At 58.6% G+C, this 14,989-nt stretch carries 21 protein-coding genes; 10 read left to right on the top strand and 11 right to left on the bottom strand.

From position 1 onward, the window contains the following. The first annotated feature begins 68 nt into the window (after nucleotides 1-68). Nucleotides 69-575: a hypothetical protein gene (locus SynMITS9220_RS05140; RefSeq protein WP_186991211.1), complete on the top strand. Its 507-nt coding sequence runs from the start codon at nucleotides 69-71 to the stop codon at nucleotides 573-575. Here the strand turns inward: SynMITS9220_RS05140 and SynMITS9220_RS05135 are convergent. Next, nucleotides 554-778: a hypothetical protein gene (locus SynMITS9220_RS05135; RefSeq protein ID WP_186991209.1), complete on the bottom strand. Its 225-nt coding sequence runs from the start codon at nucleotides 776-778 to the stop codon at nucleotides 554-556. The two genes, SynMITS9220_RS05140 and SynMITS9220_RS05135, sit on opposite strands and share 22 nt — an antisense overlap. A gap of 79 nt (nucleotides 779-857) precedes the next feature. On the opposite strand from SynMITS9220_RS05135, the gene SynMITS9220_RS05130 reads away from it, so the two are divergent. After that, nucleotides 858-1,775, top strand: a complete 918-nt coding sequence (locus tag SynMITS9220_RS05130; protein WP_255483234.1) for an AEC family transporter — start codon at nucleotides 858-860, stop codon at nucleotides 1,773-1,775. On the opposite strand, the gene SynMITS9220_RS05125 is transcribed toward SynMITS9220_RS05130, so the two are convergent. Continuing rightward, a complete protein-coding gene (locus SynMITS9220_RS05125; protein WP_255483233.1) occupies nucleotides 1,750-2,337 on the bottom strand; it encodes an alpha-ketoglutarate-dependent dioxygenase AlkB in 588 nt (195 codons plus the stop codon). The genes SynMITS9220_RS05130 and SynMITS9220_RS05125 overlap by 26 nt on opposite strands. A gap of 112 nt (nucleotides 2,338-2,449) precedes the next feature. Between SynMITS9220_RS05125 and SynMITS9220_RS05120 the strand changes: the two genes are divergently transcribed. Further along, nucleotides 2,450-2,752, top strand: coding sequence for a hypothetical protein (locus SynMITS9220_RS05120; protein ID WP_067096981.1), 303 nt, complete (start codon nucleotides 2,450-2,452; stop codon nucleotides 2,750-2,752). Between the two features lie 9 nt (nucleotides 2,753-2,761). On the opposite strand, the gene SynMITS9220_RS13345 is transcribed toward SynMITS9220_RS05120, so the two are convergent. From SynMITS9220_RS13345 to SynMITS9220_RS05110, 3 genes are all read right to left on the bottom strand, one after another. Next, the gene (locus SynMITS9220_RS13345; RefSeq protein WP_255483307.1) at nucleotides 2,762-2,896 is read right to left on the bottom strand and encodes a hypothetical protein; all 135 of its coding nucleotides are present in this window, start codon (nucleotides 2,894-2,896) and stop codon (nucleotides 2,762-2,764) included. A gap of 54 nt (nucleotides 2,897-2,950) precedes the next feature. Beyond that, a complete protein-coding gene (locus tag SynMITS9220_RS05115; RefSeq protein ID WP_067096978.1) occupies nucleotides 2,951-3,139 on the bottom strand; it encodes a hypothetical protein in 189 nt (62 codons plus the stop codon). Nucleotides 3,140-3,252: 113 nt separating this feature from the next. Then, nucleotides 3,253-3,906, bottom strand: coding sequence for a hypothetical protein (locus tag SynMITS9220_RS05110; RefSeq protein ID WP_231856460.1), 654 nt, complete (start codon nucleotides 3,904-3,906; stop codon nucleotides 3,253-3,255). A 131-nt stretch (nucleotides 3,907-4,037) separates the two neighbouring features. On the opposite strand from SynMITS9220_RS05110, the gene SynMITS9220_RS05105 reads away from it, so the two are divergent. The 3 genes from SynMITS9220_RS05105 to SynMITS9220_RS05095 all read left to right on the top strand — a co-directional run bounded on the left by SynMITS9220_RS05105 (nucleotide 4,038) and on the right by SynMITS9220_RS05095 (nucleotide 5,478). Beyond that, nucleotides 4,038-4,661: a DUF938 domain-containing protein gene (locus SynMITS9220_RS05105; RefSeq protein WP_186991207.1), complete on the top strand. Its 624-nt coding sequence runs from the start codon at nucleotides 4,038-4,040 to the stop codon at nucleotides 4,659-4,661. A 167-nt stretch (nucleotides 4,662-4,828) separates the two neighbouring features. Next, nucleotides 4,829-5,065, top strand: a complete 237-nt coding sequence (locus SynMITS9220_RS05100; RefSeq protein ID WP_066905332.1) for a hypothetical protein — start codon at nucleotides 4,829-4,831, stop codon at nucleotides 5,063-5,065. Continuing rightward, nucleotides 5,062-5,478 carry a hypothetical protein gene (locus tag SynMITS9220_RS05095; protein WP_067096966.1) on the top strand — a complete coding sequence of 139 codons (417 nt, stop codon included), beginning with the start codon at nucleotides 5,062-5,064 and terminating at the stop codon, nucleotides 5,476-5,478. The genes SynMITS9220_RS05100 and SynMITS9220_RS05095 overlap by 4 nt, the downstream gene beginning before the upstream one ends. A gap of 21 nt (nucleotides 5,479-5,499) precedes the next feature. Here SynMITS9220_RS05095 and SynMITS9220_RS05090 read toward each other — a convergent pair whose 3' ends face one another. Genes SynMITS9220_RS05090 through SynMITS9220_RS05070 form a run of 5 tightly spaced genes read right to left on the bottom strand, consistent with a single transcriptional unit; the run spans nucleotide 5,500 to nucleotide 10,597 of the window. Beyond that, nucleotides 5,500-6,168: a GDSL-type esterase/lipase family protein gene (locus SynMITS9220_RS05090; protein WP_186991902.1), complete on the bottom strand. Its 669-nt coding sequence runs from the start codon at nucleotides 6,166-6,168 to the stop codon at nucleotides 5,500-5,502. A gap of 28 nt (nucleotides 6,169-6,196) precedes the next feature. Then, entirely contained in the window at nucleotides 6,197-7,714 is a 1,518-nt protein-coding gene (locus SynMITS9220_RS05085) for a phosphonate ABC transporter (RefSeq protein WP_255483232.1), read from the bottom strand. Nucleotides 7,715-7,722: 8 nt separating this feature from the next. Continuing rightward, a complete protein-coding gene (locus tag SynMITS9220_RS05080; protein WP_186991204.1) occupies nucleotides 7,723-8,481 on the bottom strand; it encodes a phosphonate ABC transporter ATP-binding protein in 759 nt (252 codons plus the stop codon). After that, entirely contained in the window at nucleotides 8,478-9,377 is a 900-nt protein-coding gene (locus tag SynMITS9220_RS05075; protein WP_186991202.1) for a putative selenate ABC transporter substrate-binding protein, read from the bottom strand. The genes SynMITS9220_RS05080 and SynMITS9220_RS05075 overlap by 4 nt, the downstream gene beginning before the upstream one ends. A 41-nt stretch (nucleotides 9,378-9,418) precedes the next feature. Continuing rightward, nucleotides 9,419-10,597: a pyridoxal phosphate-dependent aminotransferase gene (locus SynMITS9220_RS05070; protein ID WP_186991200.1), complete on the bottom strand. Its 1,179-nt coding sequence runs from the start codon at nucleotides 10,595-10,597 to the stop codon at nucleotides 9,419-9,421. A 147-nt stretch (nucleotides 10,598-10,744) separates the two neighbouring features. Here SynMITS9220_RS05070 and SynMITS9220_RS05065 point away from each other — a divergent pair, with 147 nt between their 5' ends. From SynMITS9220_RS05065 to SynMITS9220_RS05050, 4 genes are all read left to right on the top strand, one after another. After that, nucleotides 10,745-11,155, top strand: a complete 411-nt coding sequence (locus tag SynMITS9220_RS05065; RefSeq protein ID WP_186991198.1) for a VOC family protein — start codon at nucleotides 10,745-10,747, stop codon at nucleotides 11,153-11,155. Nucleotides 11,156-11,178: 23 nt separating this feature from the next. Next, the gene (locus SynMITS9220_RS05060; protein ID WP_186991196.1) at nucleotides 11,179-11,709 is read left to right on the top strand and encodes a uracil-DNA glycosylase; all 531 of its coding nucleotides are present in this window, start codon (nucleotides 11,179-11,181) and stop codon (nucleotides 11,707-11,709) included. Nucleotides 11,710-11,859: 150 nt separating this feature from the next. After that, on the top strand, nucleotides 11,860-13,095 hold the full coding sequence (gene ispG / locus SynMITS9220_RS05055) for a (E)-4-hydroxy-3-methylbut-2-enyl-diphosphate synthase (protein ID WP_067096949.1): 1,236 nt from the start codon (nucleotides 11,860-11,862) through the stop codon (nucleotides 13,093-13,095). 37 nt (nucleotides 13,096-13,132) lie between these two features. Further along, the gene (locus SynMITS9220_RS05050; RefSeq protein ID WP_186991194.1) at nucleotides 13,133-14,485 is read left to right on the top strand and encodes a S41 family peptidase; all 1,353 of its coding nucleotides are present in this window, start codon (nucleotides 13,133-13,135) and stop codon (nucleotides 14,483-14,485) included. Here SynMITS9220_RS05050 and SynMITS9220_RS05045 read toward each other — a convergent pair. Next, entirely contained in the window at nucleotides 14,476-14,970 is a 495-nt protein-coding gene (locus SynMITS9220_RS05045; protein ID WP_186991192.1) for a hypothetical protein, read from the bottom strand. The two genes, SynMITS9220_RS05050 and SynMITS9220_RS05045, sit on opposite strands and share 10 nt — an antisense overlap. Nucleotides 14,971-14,989: the final 19 nt, after the last annotated feature.

The following is a 14,989-nucleotide window of genomic DNA, read 5'->3' as shown; positions in this document are numbered from 1 at the left end:
ATCTGGAGCTCCGCAGGCCAGGCACCCGAACGATCCAGTTATCGGCTCACCCACACCCGTAACCCGTTATGGACCAACGCGAACGGGTTCAGCAGCTGTGCGAAGACCACGCCGAAGATCTCCGCAACCTTGCCATCGAAGTAGGTGCTCATCATCAGTGGGATCTAACCCTGCCCGTCGCGGTGATCGATGCCCGTTCCGATAGACGACGATTCCACGTCACTGCGGTGGGAACGATCGGCAATGTTGTCCGGGTCTCCACGACCATTGACCATCCACTGATGCAACAGCTGTTCGAACTGATCCAGACCAGGAGTGATCAGTCCGCATTGGAGCTCATGCTCAGCAATGCCGACGATGGAGAGGAGTTTGAAGGACTCTTCGAGGTCTATCGCGAGGAACGCAGCGGTGGAGCACCTCTATGGAGCGCGTCGGATGCGGCATCCTTCGTTGTCAAATCCAAGGAAGCCTTCGACGACCGAGAACTTGCCGTCGTGGCCTTGCTGCCAAGCGATCCACATGACGTGGTGACGTTTGGCATCCCACTTCGCTACTACGGGATCGAGACAAGCTGATCCACACGGTTATGGAGACGCAGCAGCGCATCCTCTGCCGCCGAGAGCTCCCGTTCGGTCACCAACCAACGCTCATTACCAAAAGGGAGGCTGGCCACCTGATCAGACAGCTCCAGCTGCAGCTGCTGGCATCGCTCAGCCAGGGTCGCGCTGAGCTGAAGAAAATGCCGTTGTATCAAGCAGGAGGGTGCGGCGACGCTCACAATGGCCCCTTGGCACGGACGGATAGAAGTCTGGCACAAGAGGCTTGGTTTCTACTGTTGATGTGTTGATGCATGCCCCGTGCTGAACCTCCTCTGGGAGATGGCTCCCTGCCTGCTCGGGGGAGCACTGATTGGACGATGGCGACCCCAGTGGATCGCACCACTAGCCCTTCCGCTGGTGCGATTTGGCATTCCTTTGAGCCTGATGGGGCTACTGCTGCATGGCGGAATCAACGGGTCGCTGTTTGGGATGGCGCTGCTCGCGGTTGCAGCCATCGCACTCATGCTGGTGATCCTGCACTTGTTGAGTTCTGGCATCGCTGCTCTGGGCCAGCCGGATCTGCAGATGGGCAGCTGCATCGGCAACACGGCTTACTTCGGGATTCCAGCCACCCTGGCCCTGCTTCCACCGGAGGCGCTAGCGGTGAGCATTGGCTACGACCTGGGCGCAACCCTTTTGACCTGGAGCCTGGGACCTCTCTGGCTCAGCCGAAGAGGCCAAGCGGGAACCACCCGTGGGCGCTGGCGGGATCTGCTTGGACATCTCAGCGCCAGTCCAGCCACTAGGGGATTGCTTGGGGCACTGATCGTGAAGGCAACCCCGTGGCATGAACCAATCCGTGATGCTCTTTGGCTGCCATCGCGAGCTGTGATCGTGCTGGCGCTGGTTGTGGTGGGCATGCGGCTGGGGGATATCGCTGCACGAAAGCTGAAGAGCCCGGGAGTCGATCTAACTGCTCCGCTGATCTACAAACTTGTGGTGTTTCCGACCCTCATGCTGCTGATCAGCCTGGCCTTTCCCCTGCCTGGCTATGCACGTCAGGCGTTGGTTCTGCAGGCAGCTGCCCCAACCGCAATTTCCGTTCTGCTGATCGCTGAATCCGAACAAGTGAACTCAGCCAGACCAGCACAACTGATCTTGATCAGCACACTTGTCGCGCTGATCACTGTGCCGATTTGGGGTCTGCTGATCAGTCCACTGAACGGAACACCCTGAACGTGAGGTTGAGCCTTGCTTGCTTCACACGCTTTCTGACCGGCAAGCCATGCATCCAGAGCCTCTGACAATCAGGATCCATCAGCAGCAGATCGCCGTCAGCCAGTGAGACATCGCAACGGGCTCCACTGACTCGATGACGGAATTGCAAATCCCTGCTTGATCCCAGCGACAGCGAAGCAATCGGAAACGAGGCATCAATCTCTGGTTCGTCATCAGCGTGCCAGCCCATCCGGTCCTGACCATCGCGATAGAGATTGAAAAGACAGCCATTGAACGGCGCTGAGCTTCTGGACGAGACAAGATCCAGCAGTGGACGGAACCAGTCCGGCCAGCCCTCTCCACGGTGAACTGCACCGCTGTACCGATAGGCAACCTGATGATCGGCCAGAAAAGCCGTCAGTCTTGGCACGCGATGCCATCGCCCATAGACGCGGACCTGCGGCTGATCCCAGTTGATCTGCTGAACGCAGCGATCCATCCAGATCTGGCGGCCGTCAGGCGATAGCCAGGCTGGCTGATGGGTCCAGTTCATCACTTCAACGGCCTCGTTTGCGGCCATCCGCTGCACACCCTCACGCCCGAGCACTCTGGCGCTCACACAGCCTTGATGGAGCGTGAAGACGGATAACAGGGTGAGCGAAGTTGCCGGGCACAGCCCATAGATTGCAGAGATGGGAGCACGGATCACGCTGGAAACGTTCCTGAAGCGAGCTCAACAGCGCTTCGGTGATCAGTTCGACTACTCCGGCATCCAATGGCGGAGCTTCAAGAGCCCTGTGAAAATCCGTTGTTGCAAACACCCTGTTCAGGAAATCACCATCACGCCTGAACGACACCTCCAGACCACTGGCGGCTGCAAACATTGTCTGCGTGAGCGCCGGGTTGAAGCGCTCGAGCGTGAACTGAATAGAACATCCGCCCAGCCAGCGGCAGAGGTGCCTCGCACCACCGCCAAGGCGATCGCAGCCGAGTGAACACGGGATTCAACCGTGCAGCTTCTCAAACCAGAAGCCGGCGAGCTGCCAACTCGACAGCAGGAAAATGCCCAGGAACAACCAGTTGAGCCAGGCAGGACGATCCTTCTTTTCGAACATGCGGGCTGAAGTGGGTGATGTCATTGTCACCCAGAAGCGCGTCCAATCAATCCAGTTCCAGTGAGCACCTGTGAGTGATCAGGCATTGTCAACCTGAAGAGATCTCTTGAGATCATGCATGCCCTCAAGCTGCTGATGAACGGCTTTGAGCTGTCTTTGAATGTGATCGCTCTGGGGAAGACCACTGAGTGAAGCCAGTGCAAGCTCCAAGTGATGCTTGGCATCAATCAACAGACGACAGTCCAAGCTGCCAGGTTCATAACTCATCCGCAAAAATCAGCTCAGACCATTCAGCGACAGAGCTCGAGCAATGGCTGTGTGAATCACAACACTCTGATGTGTTGCTCGTGACTCCAGCAATCAAACGCAGACTGCCTGCGTCAGCCAGCCACCGCTTCGACTTCGACAACTCTCACAGGGTCCATGAATTGGTTGGTGAGGTAACGCAGCGTGCGGTTCCGGATCAGCTCAACTTCCAAGGCATTCCAGGCGCCACCGACCAGGCAACCCACGAGGGGAATCGTTTTGGTGATCAAGGCTCTCTTTGTCACCCTGCGACCGAAAACCCGTGTCATCACTGCATTAATCAGGCTCAGGCTGCGCTGGTTGATCAATCTGAGCACAACGTCTCGCGTGGTGGTCTTCACAGCCTTAAGACCAAACTCCACAGCCAACTGACTGATCACAGTCGAGCCGAACACAGGAATGAGCAATTCATATCGAGCTGCTTCGCTGTCGAGAAAACCGGGAATCAAGAGTTCGGCCGCACAGGCCGCAGCGAAAAGCTGTGCACGGGTGGTGACGGAAAGATCAGCCAGCGCACCAGCCACACTGAGCAGCGGATTCGCCGCCAAGCCCATGGCAGCGCCGGCTGTGATCACACGCAGACGCACGTCGCTGAAGGCTTGCTCCGCAAGCTCATAGGCCGTCGCATCCGGGAAGCGCCTGCGAAGCAGCATCACTTCCTGACGAACTTTGTTGACGTCAAAACTGATCACCCAGTCGAGATAGTCGGCAACCGAACCGAGCGGCAACGCAATCTCCCGATTGATGCCTTCAAGTTATCGGGAGCTGTCGCTGACATCATGCTCAACACACATAAAGCAGGCTGAAAGGATGCGCGCAAACCGCCCAACAACAGCTTGAAACCGACAGCACTGATCGCATGAATTCCGGCTTCGGCGATGAACGCCTGATCTTCCCTGCAACCCAGCGCAACCGCATCCCGATTGGAGATGTGCTGTCGCAACAGCTCCCATCCAAAGGATTGATTCTTGAAATCGCCAGTGGGTCCGGCGAGCACGGCGTCACCTTCCAGAAACGCTTTCCAGAGCTCACCTGGCAATGCAGTGATCCCGATCCTGAGCATTGCCGAAGCATCGACTCTTGGATTCGTCACGAACAGCTGACCCTGAAGATGCCGGCTGCGCTGCAACTGGACGTGAGAGACAAAGGCTGGCTGAAACAACTGACAGAGCCTGCACAGGCCGTGGTTGCGATCAACCTGCTCCATATTTCTGACTGGAACTGCACAACCGCCCTGTTCACGCAATCAGCGGCAGTGCTGCCAAGCGGTGGATCACTCTGCGTGTATGGGCCCTTCAGCGTTGATGGCCATCACATCAGTGAAAGCAATCGAAGCTTCGACGCCTCCTTACGCGAAAGGAATCCTGACTGGGGAGTACGGGACCAGACGAGCGTTCTGAAACAAGCCTGCACGGCGGGCTTGACGCTTCAGAACATCACCTTGATGCCTGCGAACAACCGCATGATCACCTGGGTCCGCTGAGACCATCAGTGCCCGCGCAGACACCCAGAAGCGACTGACGACAACGATCACGGCACCAAAACCACACAAAACCGGCTCAAAGCAACTCTGGAGCAACTTCACAGTAACTGACTAGTGACTTCACAGTCACTTCGAGCTATGGTGCAGCTGACGTGAAGACCGAGCGGATGGCGCCCCCACGGGAAAACCAGGTGAAGCTCACGGTTTCCGTTCCACCGAGCCTGCACGTGCTACTTCGCAGCTGGGCTCAGTGCGAGGGTCGCGAGCTGACCAGCGTGGTCTTGCAGTGTGTTGAGCTGTCAGTACGCCAACTCAAAAGCAACGGTTCGATCCCTGCCGGTGCAGTTCGCAACTACGAAGTGGCCTGCGAAGAACGTCTGGCCGCCGGCAGCGCAACGCCATGAACATCGTTCAGATCGAGGATGCCCTCCTAGCCCCCTGCATGGATGCCGTGATCGCCGTCACGGAGCGCTACCAGTTCCTGGAAATCCACCGTGGCGCACGCGTTTTTACCGCGTACAGAGAGATCGACCATGTGATGTACCTGGGGTTCCAAGACGATCTGAACGAACAGTCCCTCAAACAGCTCAGAGAGCGAGGCTTCCAATTGCTGGAGGCAAGGGAAGGAACACGTCGCGAGCACCGACTGCTCCTCTTGACGTTGAAGGAGATCGGCTACTCCCACAGCTACGGGGAGGGCTATTACGAGGCATCGAGATCTCTCGCTCGCCACTTGCGCAACCTCGGGTGGCCGCTAGGGGCACTCGCACAGCTGCTCAAGAGCCCGCGCATCAACAGAGAAGATTCAACCGGCTGACACGCACGTTTCTGATTCTGATCAGCAGGGCATGACCTGTTGCAAGGGCTGGAGACCAGCCCATTGCTGGAGCGCATTCCAGGAGCGCAGACGTTGCTCGATCCAGGAATGGCCATCGGCATTGAGATGAATGCCATCCGGCTCCAGCCATTGCAACCAGTCAGGCTCAGCCTGCATGGCCCGGTGAAGGCTGAGATAAGGAACATCCACCTCAAGACAGGCTTCCTCGATCTGGGCTTCATGCAGAGCAATGTCGCTGTTGCTGTACCAAAGACAGTCGGCGAACGGCATGGCGTGTTCATCGACAGGCGTCAACCCGAGAACAAAAACGGAGCCATGGGGCTGAATGGCCCGCAGCAGCTGTTCAAAGCCGAAGCGAAAGGCCTGCGCATCAAGAGGTTGTCGGCCGTCAGAGCGACCGACCCGAGCCGTGTCATTGAGCCCCACCGATAACAACAGGGCCTCGGGCTTCTTCCGGCGCAATTCTCCTCGGCAAGACCACTCGCGTTCCCATCGAGCTGACACGGACTCGAGACCGTCACCGCGAACACCGAGCCCGTAGATCAGCGGCGCATCCGGGAGCTGCATCCAATGGCAGCGAAGACGTTCACACCATCCACCTCGCTCACGATCTCCCCAGCCCACCACGCCGCTGTCTCCAATCACGATCAGTTGACGGGGAGCCCGCATCAATCCACTGCTGTTCGGCTGAACAGGGTCAGCTTTGCAGCCAGTGCTGCCGTGACTGATCACTGAGCCATTCACCGATCAGGGTCAGCACCGCATAGGTGGTGATCAACAACAACATCGCCGCCCAGTGAAAGGAACTGAGCGACTCCAACAGTTGCCAGCCCAGACCGCTTCCACCGATCAGACCGACCACCACCGTTTCACGCAGAATCACATCACTGCGATAAGCCCCATAGGCGAGATGGGAAGGGCTCCTGGGACTGAGTAATCCATACAGCCAGCCCATCTGCGAGGAGGCACCGCTGCTGGTCAGAGCAACTTGAGCGGAGTTGTCCTGCTGCTGCAAACCCTCCTGCAGCAATCGCCCCATCACACCGCTGTTATGGAGCCCCAGCGCCAGTGCACCAATCGCCAGAGTTGGCTGGTTGCTGAGCAACAACAGAAGCACAGCAAGAGGTGGGGGTATCACCCGCACCAGGACCCAAAAGCCACTGATGCAGCGTTGCCAGAGAGGCGCTGGGGTCAGCAGAAGCAGCAATGGCGGCAAGCCAATGGCGATTCCAGCCGCCAGCACAGTCAGGATCAAGGTGTCCCACAGCATCGAGATCCAAGGGAGCTCCTCTGCCGCCAAGCGAAGACTGCTGAAATCAGGCCATTGCAAAGGAAGCCAGATCAGGGAGCCTGCATCGGGAAACAGGTGAGCCAACCAGACACCGCCAAGACCTGCTGACAGCACAACCGCGAGGGCAAACCCCATGACCTGGCGCTGTCCGAATTGAGCCTGTTGACCCCAGCTCCTCCAACAGCGGAGTCCCTGCTCCAGAGCAATCGTGACCAGCGTCAACAACCACAGTCCCGTCCACAGTTCATGGAACTGCAGAGATTTCAGACTCAGTTCCAGATCCATCCCCAGACCGCCAAGCCCGAAGACCCCAAGCAAGGTGGCACTACGCAACGCACACTCCAGTCGGTAGCCCCCGTAACTGATCAGCACCGAGCCCATGGCAGGCGACAACGCCGTCATGCAGGCAGCCATGGGAGAGGAGCCGGTCTCGAGCATGGCCTGAAGCCGGGAAGGATCGAGGCTTTGCAGCTGATCGCGCCAGACCCGGGCGATCAGGCATGAATAGGGAATCGAGATCGCCATCACCGCAACCCAGGGATGCAGACCAAGCACCTGCAGCAGCAGCAAGCCCCAAATCAGCTCATGGACGGAGCGGGGCAGAGCCATCAGGCGCCGCAGCACGATCGCTGGCCAGACAGGAAGAGACCAGGTGAGCCAGAGACGCTCCGAACTCAGACACCCCAACAACACGCCGAGCACAAGACTGCAGCTCCATCCAGTGAGTGCCGTGGCGATCGTCACCTGCAGACCGATCAGCAAGGCCTTCAACAGAGCCGGATCCATGGAAGGACTGACGGCGCCGACCACAAAGGAGCCCAAAGTCTCCGCCCCACCGCCATGGGCTCCATTCAGCACCACAATCAGAACCGGCAGCAGAGCAAAAGCCGGCAACAACACAAGAGCGGGAGCAGTAGGCCGCATTGGAGCAATCACGGCGCATACAGATCGCGCAGATCATTGGCTGAGACAGTCGATGCAGGCGTATCGATCACAAGCCGTCCTGCGCGAAGGCCAAGCACCCGATCAAAACGATCGATCAGCTCTGGGCGATGCAAGGACACCACCACAGCCTGCGCTCCACTGCGCAGAGTGCCATCGGATTCAGGGGTGAGAAGTCTCTCCAAGACTTCGGCCGCGATGGCGGGATCAAGACTGGCAAGGGGTTCATCCGCCAGCATCAGATCAGGTTGTTGTCGAAACAGTCGAGCCAGGGCCACGCGCTGCCGCTGACCTCCCGACAACTGCCCCACAGGACGATCAAGCCCCGTATCAGCCAGCAGCGATTCCTCCAGACCTGCCTGGCGCAGACAGGATCGACTGGCCTCCGCATCAATCCGAAACAACAGGTTGCCCAAAGCCCATGGCAGGCGACGGCGGCCAAGAGCGCCGGCATTGACGTTCTGCCCAATGCTGAGCTCTTCGATCAGACGCAGGTCCTGCCACAGGGTGCCGATCCGTGCGCGCTGTCGCCGGCTGAGCGACGCAAGTGCCTCACCCTGAAAGCGCACGTGCCCTGCTGCTGGGAGCAGGCTGCCGTTGAACACACCAATCAGAGAACTCTTGCCAGCACCGCTGCGTCCGAGCAGGGCGATGCGCTCACCGATCTGGAGCTTGAGACTGACAGCATTCAGCCGATCCCCGTGGGGACCGGCAACACGCACCTCATCGAGCTCCAACAACGCTGTCACCTGATCTTGCCCAGCTCCCGGCCCACCTTTTCGATCGGCTTGTACTGACTCGCCTCTACCGGAATGAAGCGCTTGGCCGCAAACAGCTCAAGAATGGTCACCTGACGCGGCGTGGTGGGCTCAAGGCCGAGGATCGCTTTCTGAAGGCGCGTGGTGAAACCCTTCCCGAACCGCTGATCGAGCTTCGGGCGAACAACCCAGTGGTAATCAACGTATTCAGGCGTTCGCCAGATCACACTCACCTTCTCGGTGTTCACGCGCCCGTCGTTCACCGCTGATGTCCAGACCTGCTCATTGAGCGCACCCGCTTCATAGGCACCGCTCTGCACCACGGCGATCGTGGCGTCATGGCTGCCACTGAATCCGGCTCGACCACCACTGAACTGACTCGGAGTCACTCCGGCTTTGGCAAGAAAATGTTGTGGCATCAAACGGCCTGAGGTCGAGCTCTCTGAACCGAAAGAAAACCGCTTGCCTCGCAGACTGGTTAGACCGTTGATTGAGCTGATCGGTTGCAGCCCGGAGCTTGTGTTGGCAATGAAGACACTGCGGAAGCGGGCATCAATGTCGCGCTGAGCAAGCACCTGAGCCCCTGGCGTCTGCAGGCGGGCCTGCACACCGGTGAGGCCACCAAACCAGACGAGATCCAGTCCACCAGTGCGAAAAGCGCTCACAGCCGCTGGGTAGTTGCTGACCGGTACATAGCGCACCTTCACATTGAGGCGATCACTCAATTCGTCTGCCAACTGGCCATAGAGACGATTCAGTCGCTCAGGATTCTGATCAGGAATGGCCCCCACCTTGAGTCTGGGCTGAGCAATAACAGGCAAGACCGTTGCCCCTTGGCAGAGCAGTACGGCCAGCAGGGCAACGGCCTGGCGTTCTCGTGAAGGCATGTCGCTAAAAACCTTGTGAGTGAGGAGAGTGTTTCCCGATCTCAGCCAGCTGGAAGCAAGCGGGCGAGGCGAGACAGCCCATCAGCGATCGTCTCACGCGAGACAGCACAGGACAGACGCACGCAGCGGTCGTCTCCAAAGGCGCCACCAGGGACGATGGCCAGCCCCTCCTCCTCCAGAGCCTTCTTACAGAAACTCACCGAATCACCGCAGCCGTCGGGAAGCTGGGGAAAGGCGTAAAAGGCTCCATTGGGAGGAACGAGCGTGATGCCTGGGAGGGCCTGGAGCCCCTGAACGAGAATGGTCCGGCGCTCGTTGTAGCTCTCCGCCATTTGTCTCACACAGTCCCTGGAGCCCTCGATGGCGGCGATGGCTCCTCGCTGCGCAAAGCTGCACACATTGCTGGTGCTCTGGCTCTGAAGAGCGGAGGCTGCCTTGATCACTGAGGCGGGGCCACTGAGATAGCCAAGGCGCCATCCGGTCATCGCCCAGCCCTTGGCGAAGCCATTCACCATGAAACATCGATCTCTCAGATCAAGCGCCAGAGCAGCGAAGCTGTGGTGCTCAACGCCGTCATCCAGCAGATATTCATAGATCTCATCGGTCATGACCAGCAGACGCGGATGACGCCGCACAAGCTCGGCCAATTGCTGCAACTCATCAAGACTGAGAACACGGCCGGTGGGGTTGCCCGGTGAATTGATCACCAGCAAACGGGTGGCCGGAGTGATTGCCGCCTCGAGGGCCTGCAGATCCAGGCAGAAACCGTCGAGCGCTGACGATGGAACTGAAATCGGCTTTGCACCGGCCAGGCGGGCCATCTCGGGATAACTGAGCCAGTAAGGCGCAGGAATCAACACCTCATCGCCTGGGTTGAGCAACACCTGGAACAGGTTGAAGATGGCCTGCTTGCCCCCGTTAGTCACCAGCACCTCGTCTGCCGCTGTGGGGAGACCGTTTTCGTTGGTGATCTTGCTGGCGATCGCCCGCCTCAGGGCAGGGTCTCCAGCCGCAGGTCCATAACGCGTGACCCCGTCACGCAGCGCCTGGATTGAAGCCTCAACGATGAATGAGGGTGTGCCGAAATCGGGCTCCCCGGCACTGAGGCTGCAGATATCGCGACCCTCCTGCTGCAAGGCCTTGGCCCTTGCACTGATCGCCAAGGTGAGAGAAGGCTGGAGGGCTTCAGCCCGGCTTGAAAGGGATGGCGGGCGTGACATCAGAGCGGCACCCCTCCAGTGGATGCGCAGGTAGAAGCTTGATCATCCTGCCTGATGTGGTGTCAAAAACAACAGAGAAGACGTGTTGTGCACGACAACCCAGAAACGACTCACACAGCCAGGCTCCAGACCAAGGATCATGTCGGCATGACTAGTGACGACATTGCTCTGAGCTGGGTGCTCGCCTCACGCAGTCCCGAGCAACTGGCGAGGTTCTATGCGGATCTTCTGGGCACCAAACCCAAACCTGGCGTGGCAGCACATCACTGGATTGTTCCTCTGCAAGGACAGGGAAGCCTGCAGATCTACACACCCTCACGCAAGCGTCCATGGCCTGCCTCAGGCTCGGCGCTGGCGCCATGCCTGCAACGACGGGCAAAGGCTGACCCCCTGCTGGAGCTCCAGGCTTGGCATCAGCACGTAATTCAACTCGGAGGCAGAAGCACAGAAGAACCGAGGCTGGAATCTTTCGGAGCGGAATGCTGGCTGGAGGATCCAGAGGGCCAGAGTTTTTTGCTGCTTGTGCTTCGGCCTGAATCATCAGAACGGACGATTTGATCACAAAACCAGCGCTGAACCCGATGAACCTTGGCGAGCAGAGCCCTCAGCTGGTGGTTGGACGTGGCAATCCGAATGCCCGCCTGATGCTGATCGGCGAAGCACCCGGAGCGGAGGAGGATGCCCGTGGTGTGCCATTCGTGGGTCGCTCAGGACAGCTGCTCAGTGAACTCATGGTCGAAGCAGGCCTGGATGAACAAAACGAGCTCTACATCTGCAATGTGATCAAGTGCAGGCCGCCCAACAACCGCAAGCCGACAGCGAAGGAGATCGACATCTCCCGACCCTGGCTGAGGCAACAGATCGATCTGATTGATCCCACACTCGTGTTGCTCTCAGGCGCCACAGCCCTGCAGGCGCTACTTGGCGTCCGAAGCGGCATCAGCAAGCTGAGGGGCCAGTGGCAGAGCCATGACGGCCGCGACTTCATGCCGGTGTTTCATCCCTCCTACCTGTTGCGCTTCCGCTCTCGCGAGGCTGGAACACCCCAGGACCTGACCCTGCAGGATCTGCGAGAAGCCAAACGCCGACTACAGCTGCTCGAGCTGAGCTGAGCTGAGCTGAGCTGAGCTGAGCTGAGCTGAGCCATTGAGATGCACCAGGGTCCATGTCCACGTTGAGCGCTAAATGTGGTTCGACTGGGACATCAGCAAGTCATTGCGCTGACGTCTATGCCAAGGTTTGGCTCAGAACCCGTCCGATCCATGACCGGCACCTTGACCAGTGCTCCTGTAAGCAGCAGTGAAGTTGCCATCAATCCCCGTTACGACACGGTGATTCGCAGGCGCAGTACGCGCACGGTCATGGTCGGCGAAGTCCCCATCGGCAGTGAGCACCCGGTGGCCGTTCAATCGATGATCAACGAGGACACCCTCGACATCGAAGGATCCGTGGCCGGGATCCGTCGACTCGTTGATGTCGGCTGCGAGATCGTGCGGGTGACCACGCCCACCTTGGCCCACGCCAAAGCCATGGGCCAGATCCGTGCGGCTTTGCGCGCCCAGGGATGCAATGTTCCTCTTGTGGCGGATGTTCACCACAACGGCATTCGGATTGCTCTGGAAGTGGTCAAGCACGTGGACAAGGTGCGGATCAATCCCGGTCTGTTCGTCTTCGACAAACCAGATCCCAACCGACAGGACTTCAGTCAGGAGGAATTCGATGCCATCGGCGAGCGCATCAAGGACAAATTTTCGCCACTGGTCGAAGCACTGAAGAAGGAGAACAAAGCTCTGCGGATTGGGGTGAATCACGGTTCTCTGGCGGAGCGCATGTTGTTCACCTACGGCGATACCCCTGAGGGAATGGTGGCGTCGGCCATGGAATTTGTGCGGATCTGCGACGACCTCGATTTCCACAACATCGTGATTTCGATGAAGGCTTCCAGGGCCCCTGTGATGCTCGCTGCCTATCGAATGATGGCCGACACACTCGACAATGCAGGGTTCAATTTCCCCCTGCACCTTGGAGTGACCGAGGCCGGTGATGGCGATTACGGCCGCATCAAGAGCACTGCAGGAATCGCAACCCTGCTGTCCGAGGGTCTCGGAGACACGATCCGAGTCTCGCTGACTGAGTCTCCTGAAAAGGAAATCCCCGTCTGCTACTCGATTCTGCAGGCCATTGGCTTACGCAAGACCATGGTCGAATACGTGGCCTGCCCGAGCTGCGGTCGCACTTTGTTTAATCTCGAGGAAGTGCTGAATCAGGTGAGAAATGCAACCTCTCACCTCTCCGGGCTAGACATCGCCGTGATGGGATGCATCGTAAATGGTCCGGGCGAGATGGCAGACGCTGACTACGGTTATGTCGGCAAAGGTCCGGGCACCATCGCGCTCTATCGAGGTCGCGAAGAGATCCGCAAAGTACCGGAAGCCGATGGTGTTCAGGCGTTGATTCAGCTGATCAAAGACGACGGACGCTGGGTCGATCCTGAGTGAACTCGTTAGTCTGAAAGGACGGCCCCGAAGGACATCAATGACCACCAAAAGTCCTCGAACGGCTGATGCACAGCACAAGGGTCTGTTGCTGATGCTCGGGGCAGGTGGCTTGACCGCAGCCATCGCTATTGCGTCACCAGGTCTTGGCCTCCCCAGCACCAATTCCTCATCGATTACCAATAGCCCCAAGGAGGTCATCGACCAGGTCTGGCAGATCGTTTACAGAGATTTTCTCGACTCTTCAGGAAAGTATTCCCCTGAAACCTGGACCAGCCTGAGACGAGATCTGCTGGCCAAGAGCTATGCCGGCACCAATGAGTCTTATGAAGCGATCAGAGGCATGCTCGCCAGCCTCGATGATCCCTACACGCGCTTTTTGGACCCCAAAGAGTTCAAGGAGATGCAGATCGACACCTCCGGAGAGCTCACGGGGGTTGGCATCCAAATCACGCTGGACAAAGACACCAAAGAGATTCTTGTGGTGTCCCCGATTGAAGGCACCCCTGCTTCCAGGGCCGGTGTGCAACCCAAGGACGTCATCGTCTCGATCGACGGCAAACCCACCAAGGGCATGACCACGGAAGATGCTGTGAAGCTGATCCGAGGCCAGGAAGGCAGCCAGGTCACTCTTGGGCTGCGCCGTAATGGGGAAGTGGTCACGGTGCCTCTCAAGAGAGCACGTATCGCCATCAATGCGGTTGAAAGTCGGCTCAACACAGCAGCCGATGGCAAGAAAGTCGGCTATATCCGCCTCAAGCAATTCAATGCCAATGCCGCCCGGGAGATGCGGGCTGCCATCCGTGAGCTCGAAAAAGATGGCGCTCAGGGCTATGTGCTCGATCTGCGCAGTAATCCGGGGGGACTACTCGAAGCCAGCATCGACATTGCACGGCAATGGTTGGATGAAGGCACCATCGTCAGCACCAAAACCCGAGATGGCATTCAGGATGTGCGCCGCGCCACTGGCAACGCGCTGACCAACAGTCCGGTTGTGGTGCTGGTGAATGAAGGTTCAGCCAGTGCCAGCGAAATTCTCTCCGGGGCACTCCAAGACAACAAACGAGCCGTTCTGGTTGGTCAGAAGACCTTTGGCAAGGGATTGGTCCAGTCCGTCCGTGGCCTCTCCGATGGATCCGGGTTGACGGTCACCATTGCCAAATACCTCACCCCCAAAGGCACCGATATTCACAAGAACGGCATCCGCCCGGATGTGGACGTGAAGCTGAGCGATCAGGAGATCGAATCGCTGACCGTGGAACAGCTCGGAACCGGCAAAGACAGTCAGTACCGGGCTGCCGAAACCACCTTGATCAAATCGCTGCGATCACCACAACGCGGTCAGGCTTATCAACCAGGATCCGCAAACCTGCGCTCCGCTCTTCAGCGATAGGGAAACAATCCAAATCCCTCACGTTCACTGCGGCTATCCGTGCGAACCGGGTTCCGATTGACGGGGACCGTTGCCATTGATGGGATGGATACAGGGCTGTTCTGAATCCTGCGCACCATGGTTCTGCAGCCTCCGGCTGCGTTGATCGCTCCATCGACAGAGGCCAGCTGGATGCGTTGCCCCCATCGTGGTTCCCATCCCCAGATCTGGCCCTGGCGATCAAGCAGATCAACAGCCTGCGCGCGGCTTAGCTGTCGTTCTCGCATCAAGCATGTGGCTGTGGCCAGTGATGCGAGCTGGAGAGATGAGGTGCGACCTGGCGCTGTTGCCGTGGGGTAGCGGGTCATCGGCCTGGACACGGGCATGACGGGACGTCTCCTTCCCGCAGGGAAAGCTCCGATGGGAAGCCCCCCCATCGGCATGGGGCCATTGCCACCGAACTGACCGAGGGCAGCCAGCGCTAGTTGCATCAGTAATGAATTCATGATTAATCCCAATGGATCG

The sequence above is a fragment of the Synechococcus sp. MIT S9220 genome (assembly GCF_014304815.1).
Classification (GTDB): domain Bacteria; phylum Cyanobacteriota; class Cyanobacteriia; order PCC-6307; family Cyanobiaceae; genus Synechococcus_C.
Note: the sequence above shows the minus strand (reverse complement) of the source record. Positions and strands in the feature narration are given on the sequence as shown.

What these genes read in the sequence shown, in the direction of transcription:
- SynMITS9220_RS05105 (WP_186991207.1), top strand. Translation starts at nt 4,038, where the DNA reads ATGAATTCCGGCTTCGGCGATGAACGCCTGATCTTCCCTGCAACCCAG.
- SynMITS9220_RS05060 (WP_186991196.1), top strand. Translation starts at nt 11,179, where the DNA reads ATGAACCTTGGCGAGCAGAGCCCTCAGCTGGTGGTTGGACGTGGCAAT.
- ispG (WP_067096949.1), top strand. Translation starts at nt 11,860, where the DNA reads ATGACCGGCACCTTGACCAGTGCTCCTGTAAGCAGCAGTGAAGTTGCC.
- SynMITS9220_RS05115 (WP_067096978.1), bottom strand. Translation starts at nt 3,139, where the DNA reads ATGAGTTATGAACCTGGCAGCTTGGACTGTCGTCTGTTGATTGATGCC.
- SynMITS9220_RS13345 (WP_255483307.1), bottom strand. Translation starts at nt 2,896, where the DNA reads ATGACATCACCCACTTCAGCCCGCATGTTCGAAAAGAAGGATCGTCCT.
- SynMITS9220_RS05070 (WP_186991200.1), bottom strand. Translation starts at nt 10,597, where the DNA reads ATGTCACGCCCGCCATCCCTTTCAAGCCGGGCTGAAGCCCTCCAGCCT.
- SynMITS9220_RS05065 (WP_186991198.1), top strand. Translation starts at nt 10,745, where the DNA reads ATGACTAGTGACGACATTGCTCTGAGCTGGGTGCTCGCCTCACGCAGT.
- SynMITS9220_RS05140 (WP_186991211.1), top strand. Translation starts at nt 69, where the DNA reads ATGGACCAACGCGAACGGGTTCAGCAGCTGTGCGAAGACCACGCCGAA.
- SynMITS9220_RS05120 (WP_067096981.1), top strand. Translation starts at nt 2,450, where the DNA reads ATGGGAGCACGGATCACGCTGGAAACGTTCCTGAAGCGAGCTCAACAG.
- SynMITS9220_RS05085 (WP_255483232.1), bottom strand. Translation starts at nt 7,714, where the DNA reads ATGCGGCCTACTGCTCCCGCTCTTGTGTTGTTGCCGGCTTTTGCTCTG.
- SynMITS9220_RS05090 (WP_186991902.1), bottom strand. Translation starts at nt 6,168, where the DNA reads ATGCGGGCTCCCCGTCAACTGATCGTGATTGGAGACAGCGGCGTGGTG.
- SynMITS9220_RS05100 (WP_066905332.1), top strand. Translation starts at nt 4,829, where the DNA reads ATGGCGCCCCCACGGGAAAACCAGGTGAAGCTCACGGTTTCCGTTCCA.
- SynMITS9220_RS05125 (WP_255483233.1), bottom strand. Translation starts at nt 2,337, where the DNA reads ATGGCCGCAAACGAGGCCGTTGAAGTGATGAACTGGACCCATCAGCCA.
- SynMITS9220_RS05050 (WP_186991194.1), top strand. Translation starts at nt 13,133, where the DNA reads ATGACCACCAAAAGTCCTCGAACGGCTGATGCACAGCACAAGGGTCTG.
- SynMITS9220_RS05095 (WP_067096966.1), top strand. Translation starts at nt 5,062, where the DNA reads ATGAACATCGTTCAGATCGAGGATGCCCTCCTAGCCCCCTGCATGGAT.
- SynMITS9220_RS05045 (WP_186991192.1), bottom strand. Translation starts at nt 14,970, where the DNA reads ATGAATTCATTACTGATGCAACTAGCGCTGGCTGCCCTCGGTCAGTTC.
- SynMITS9220_RS05075 (WP_186991202.1), bottom strand. Translation starts at nt 9,377, where the DNA reads ATGCCTTCACGAGAACGCCAGGCCGTTGCCCTGCTGGCCGTACTGCTC.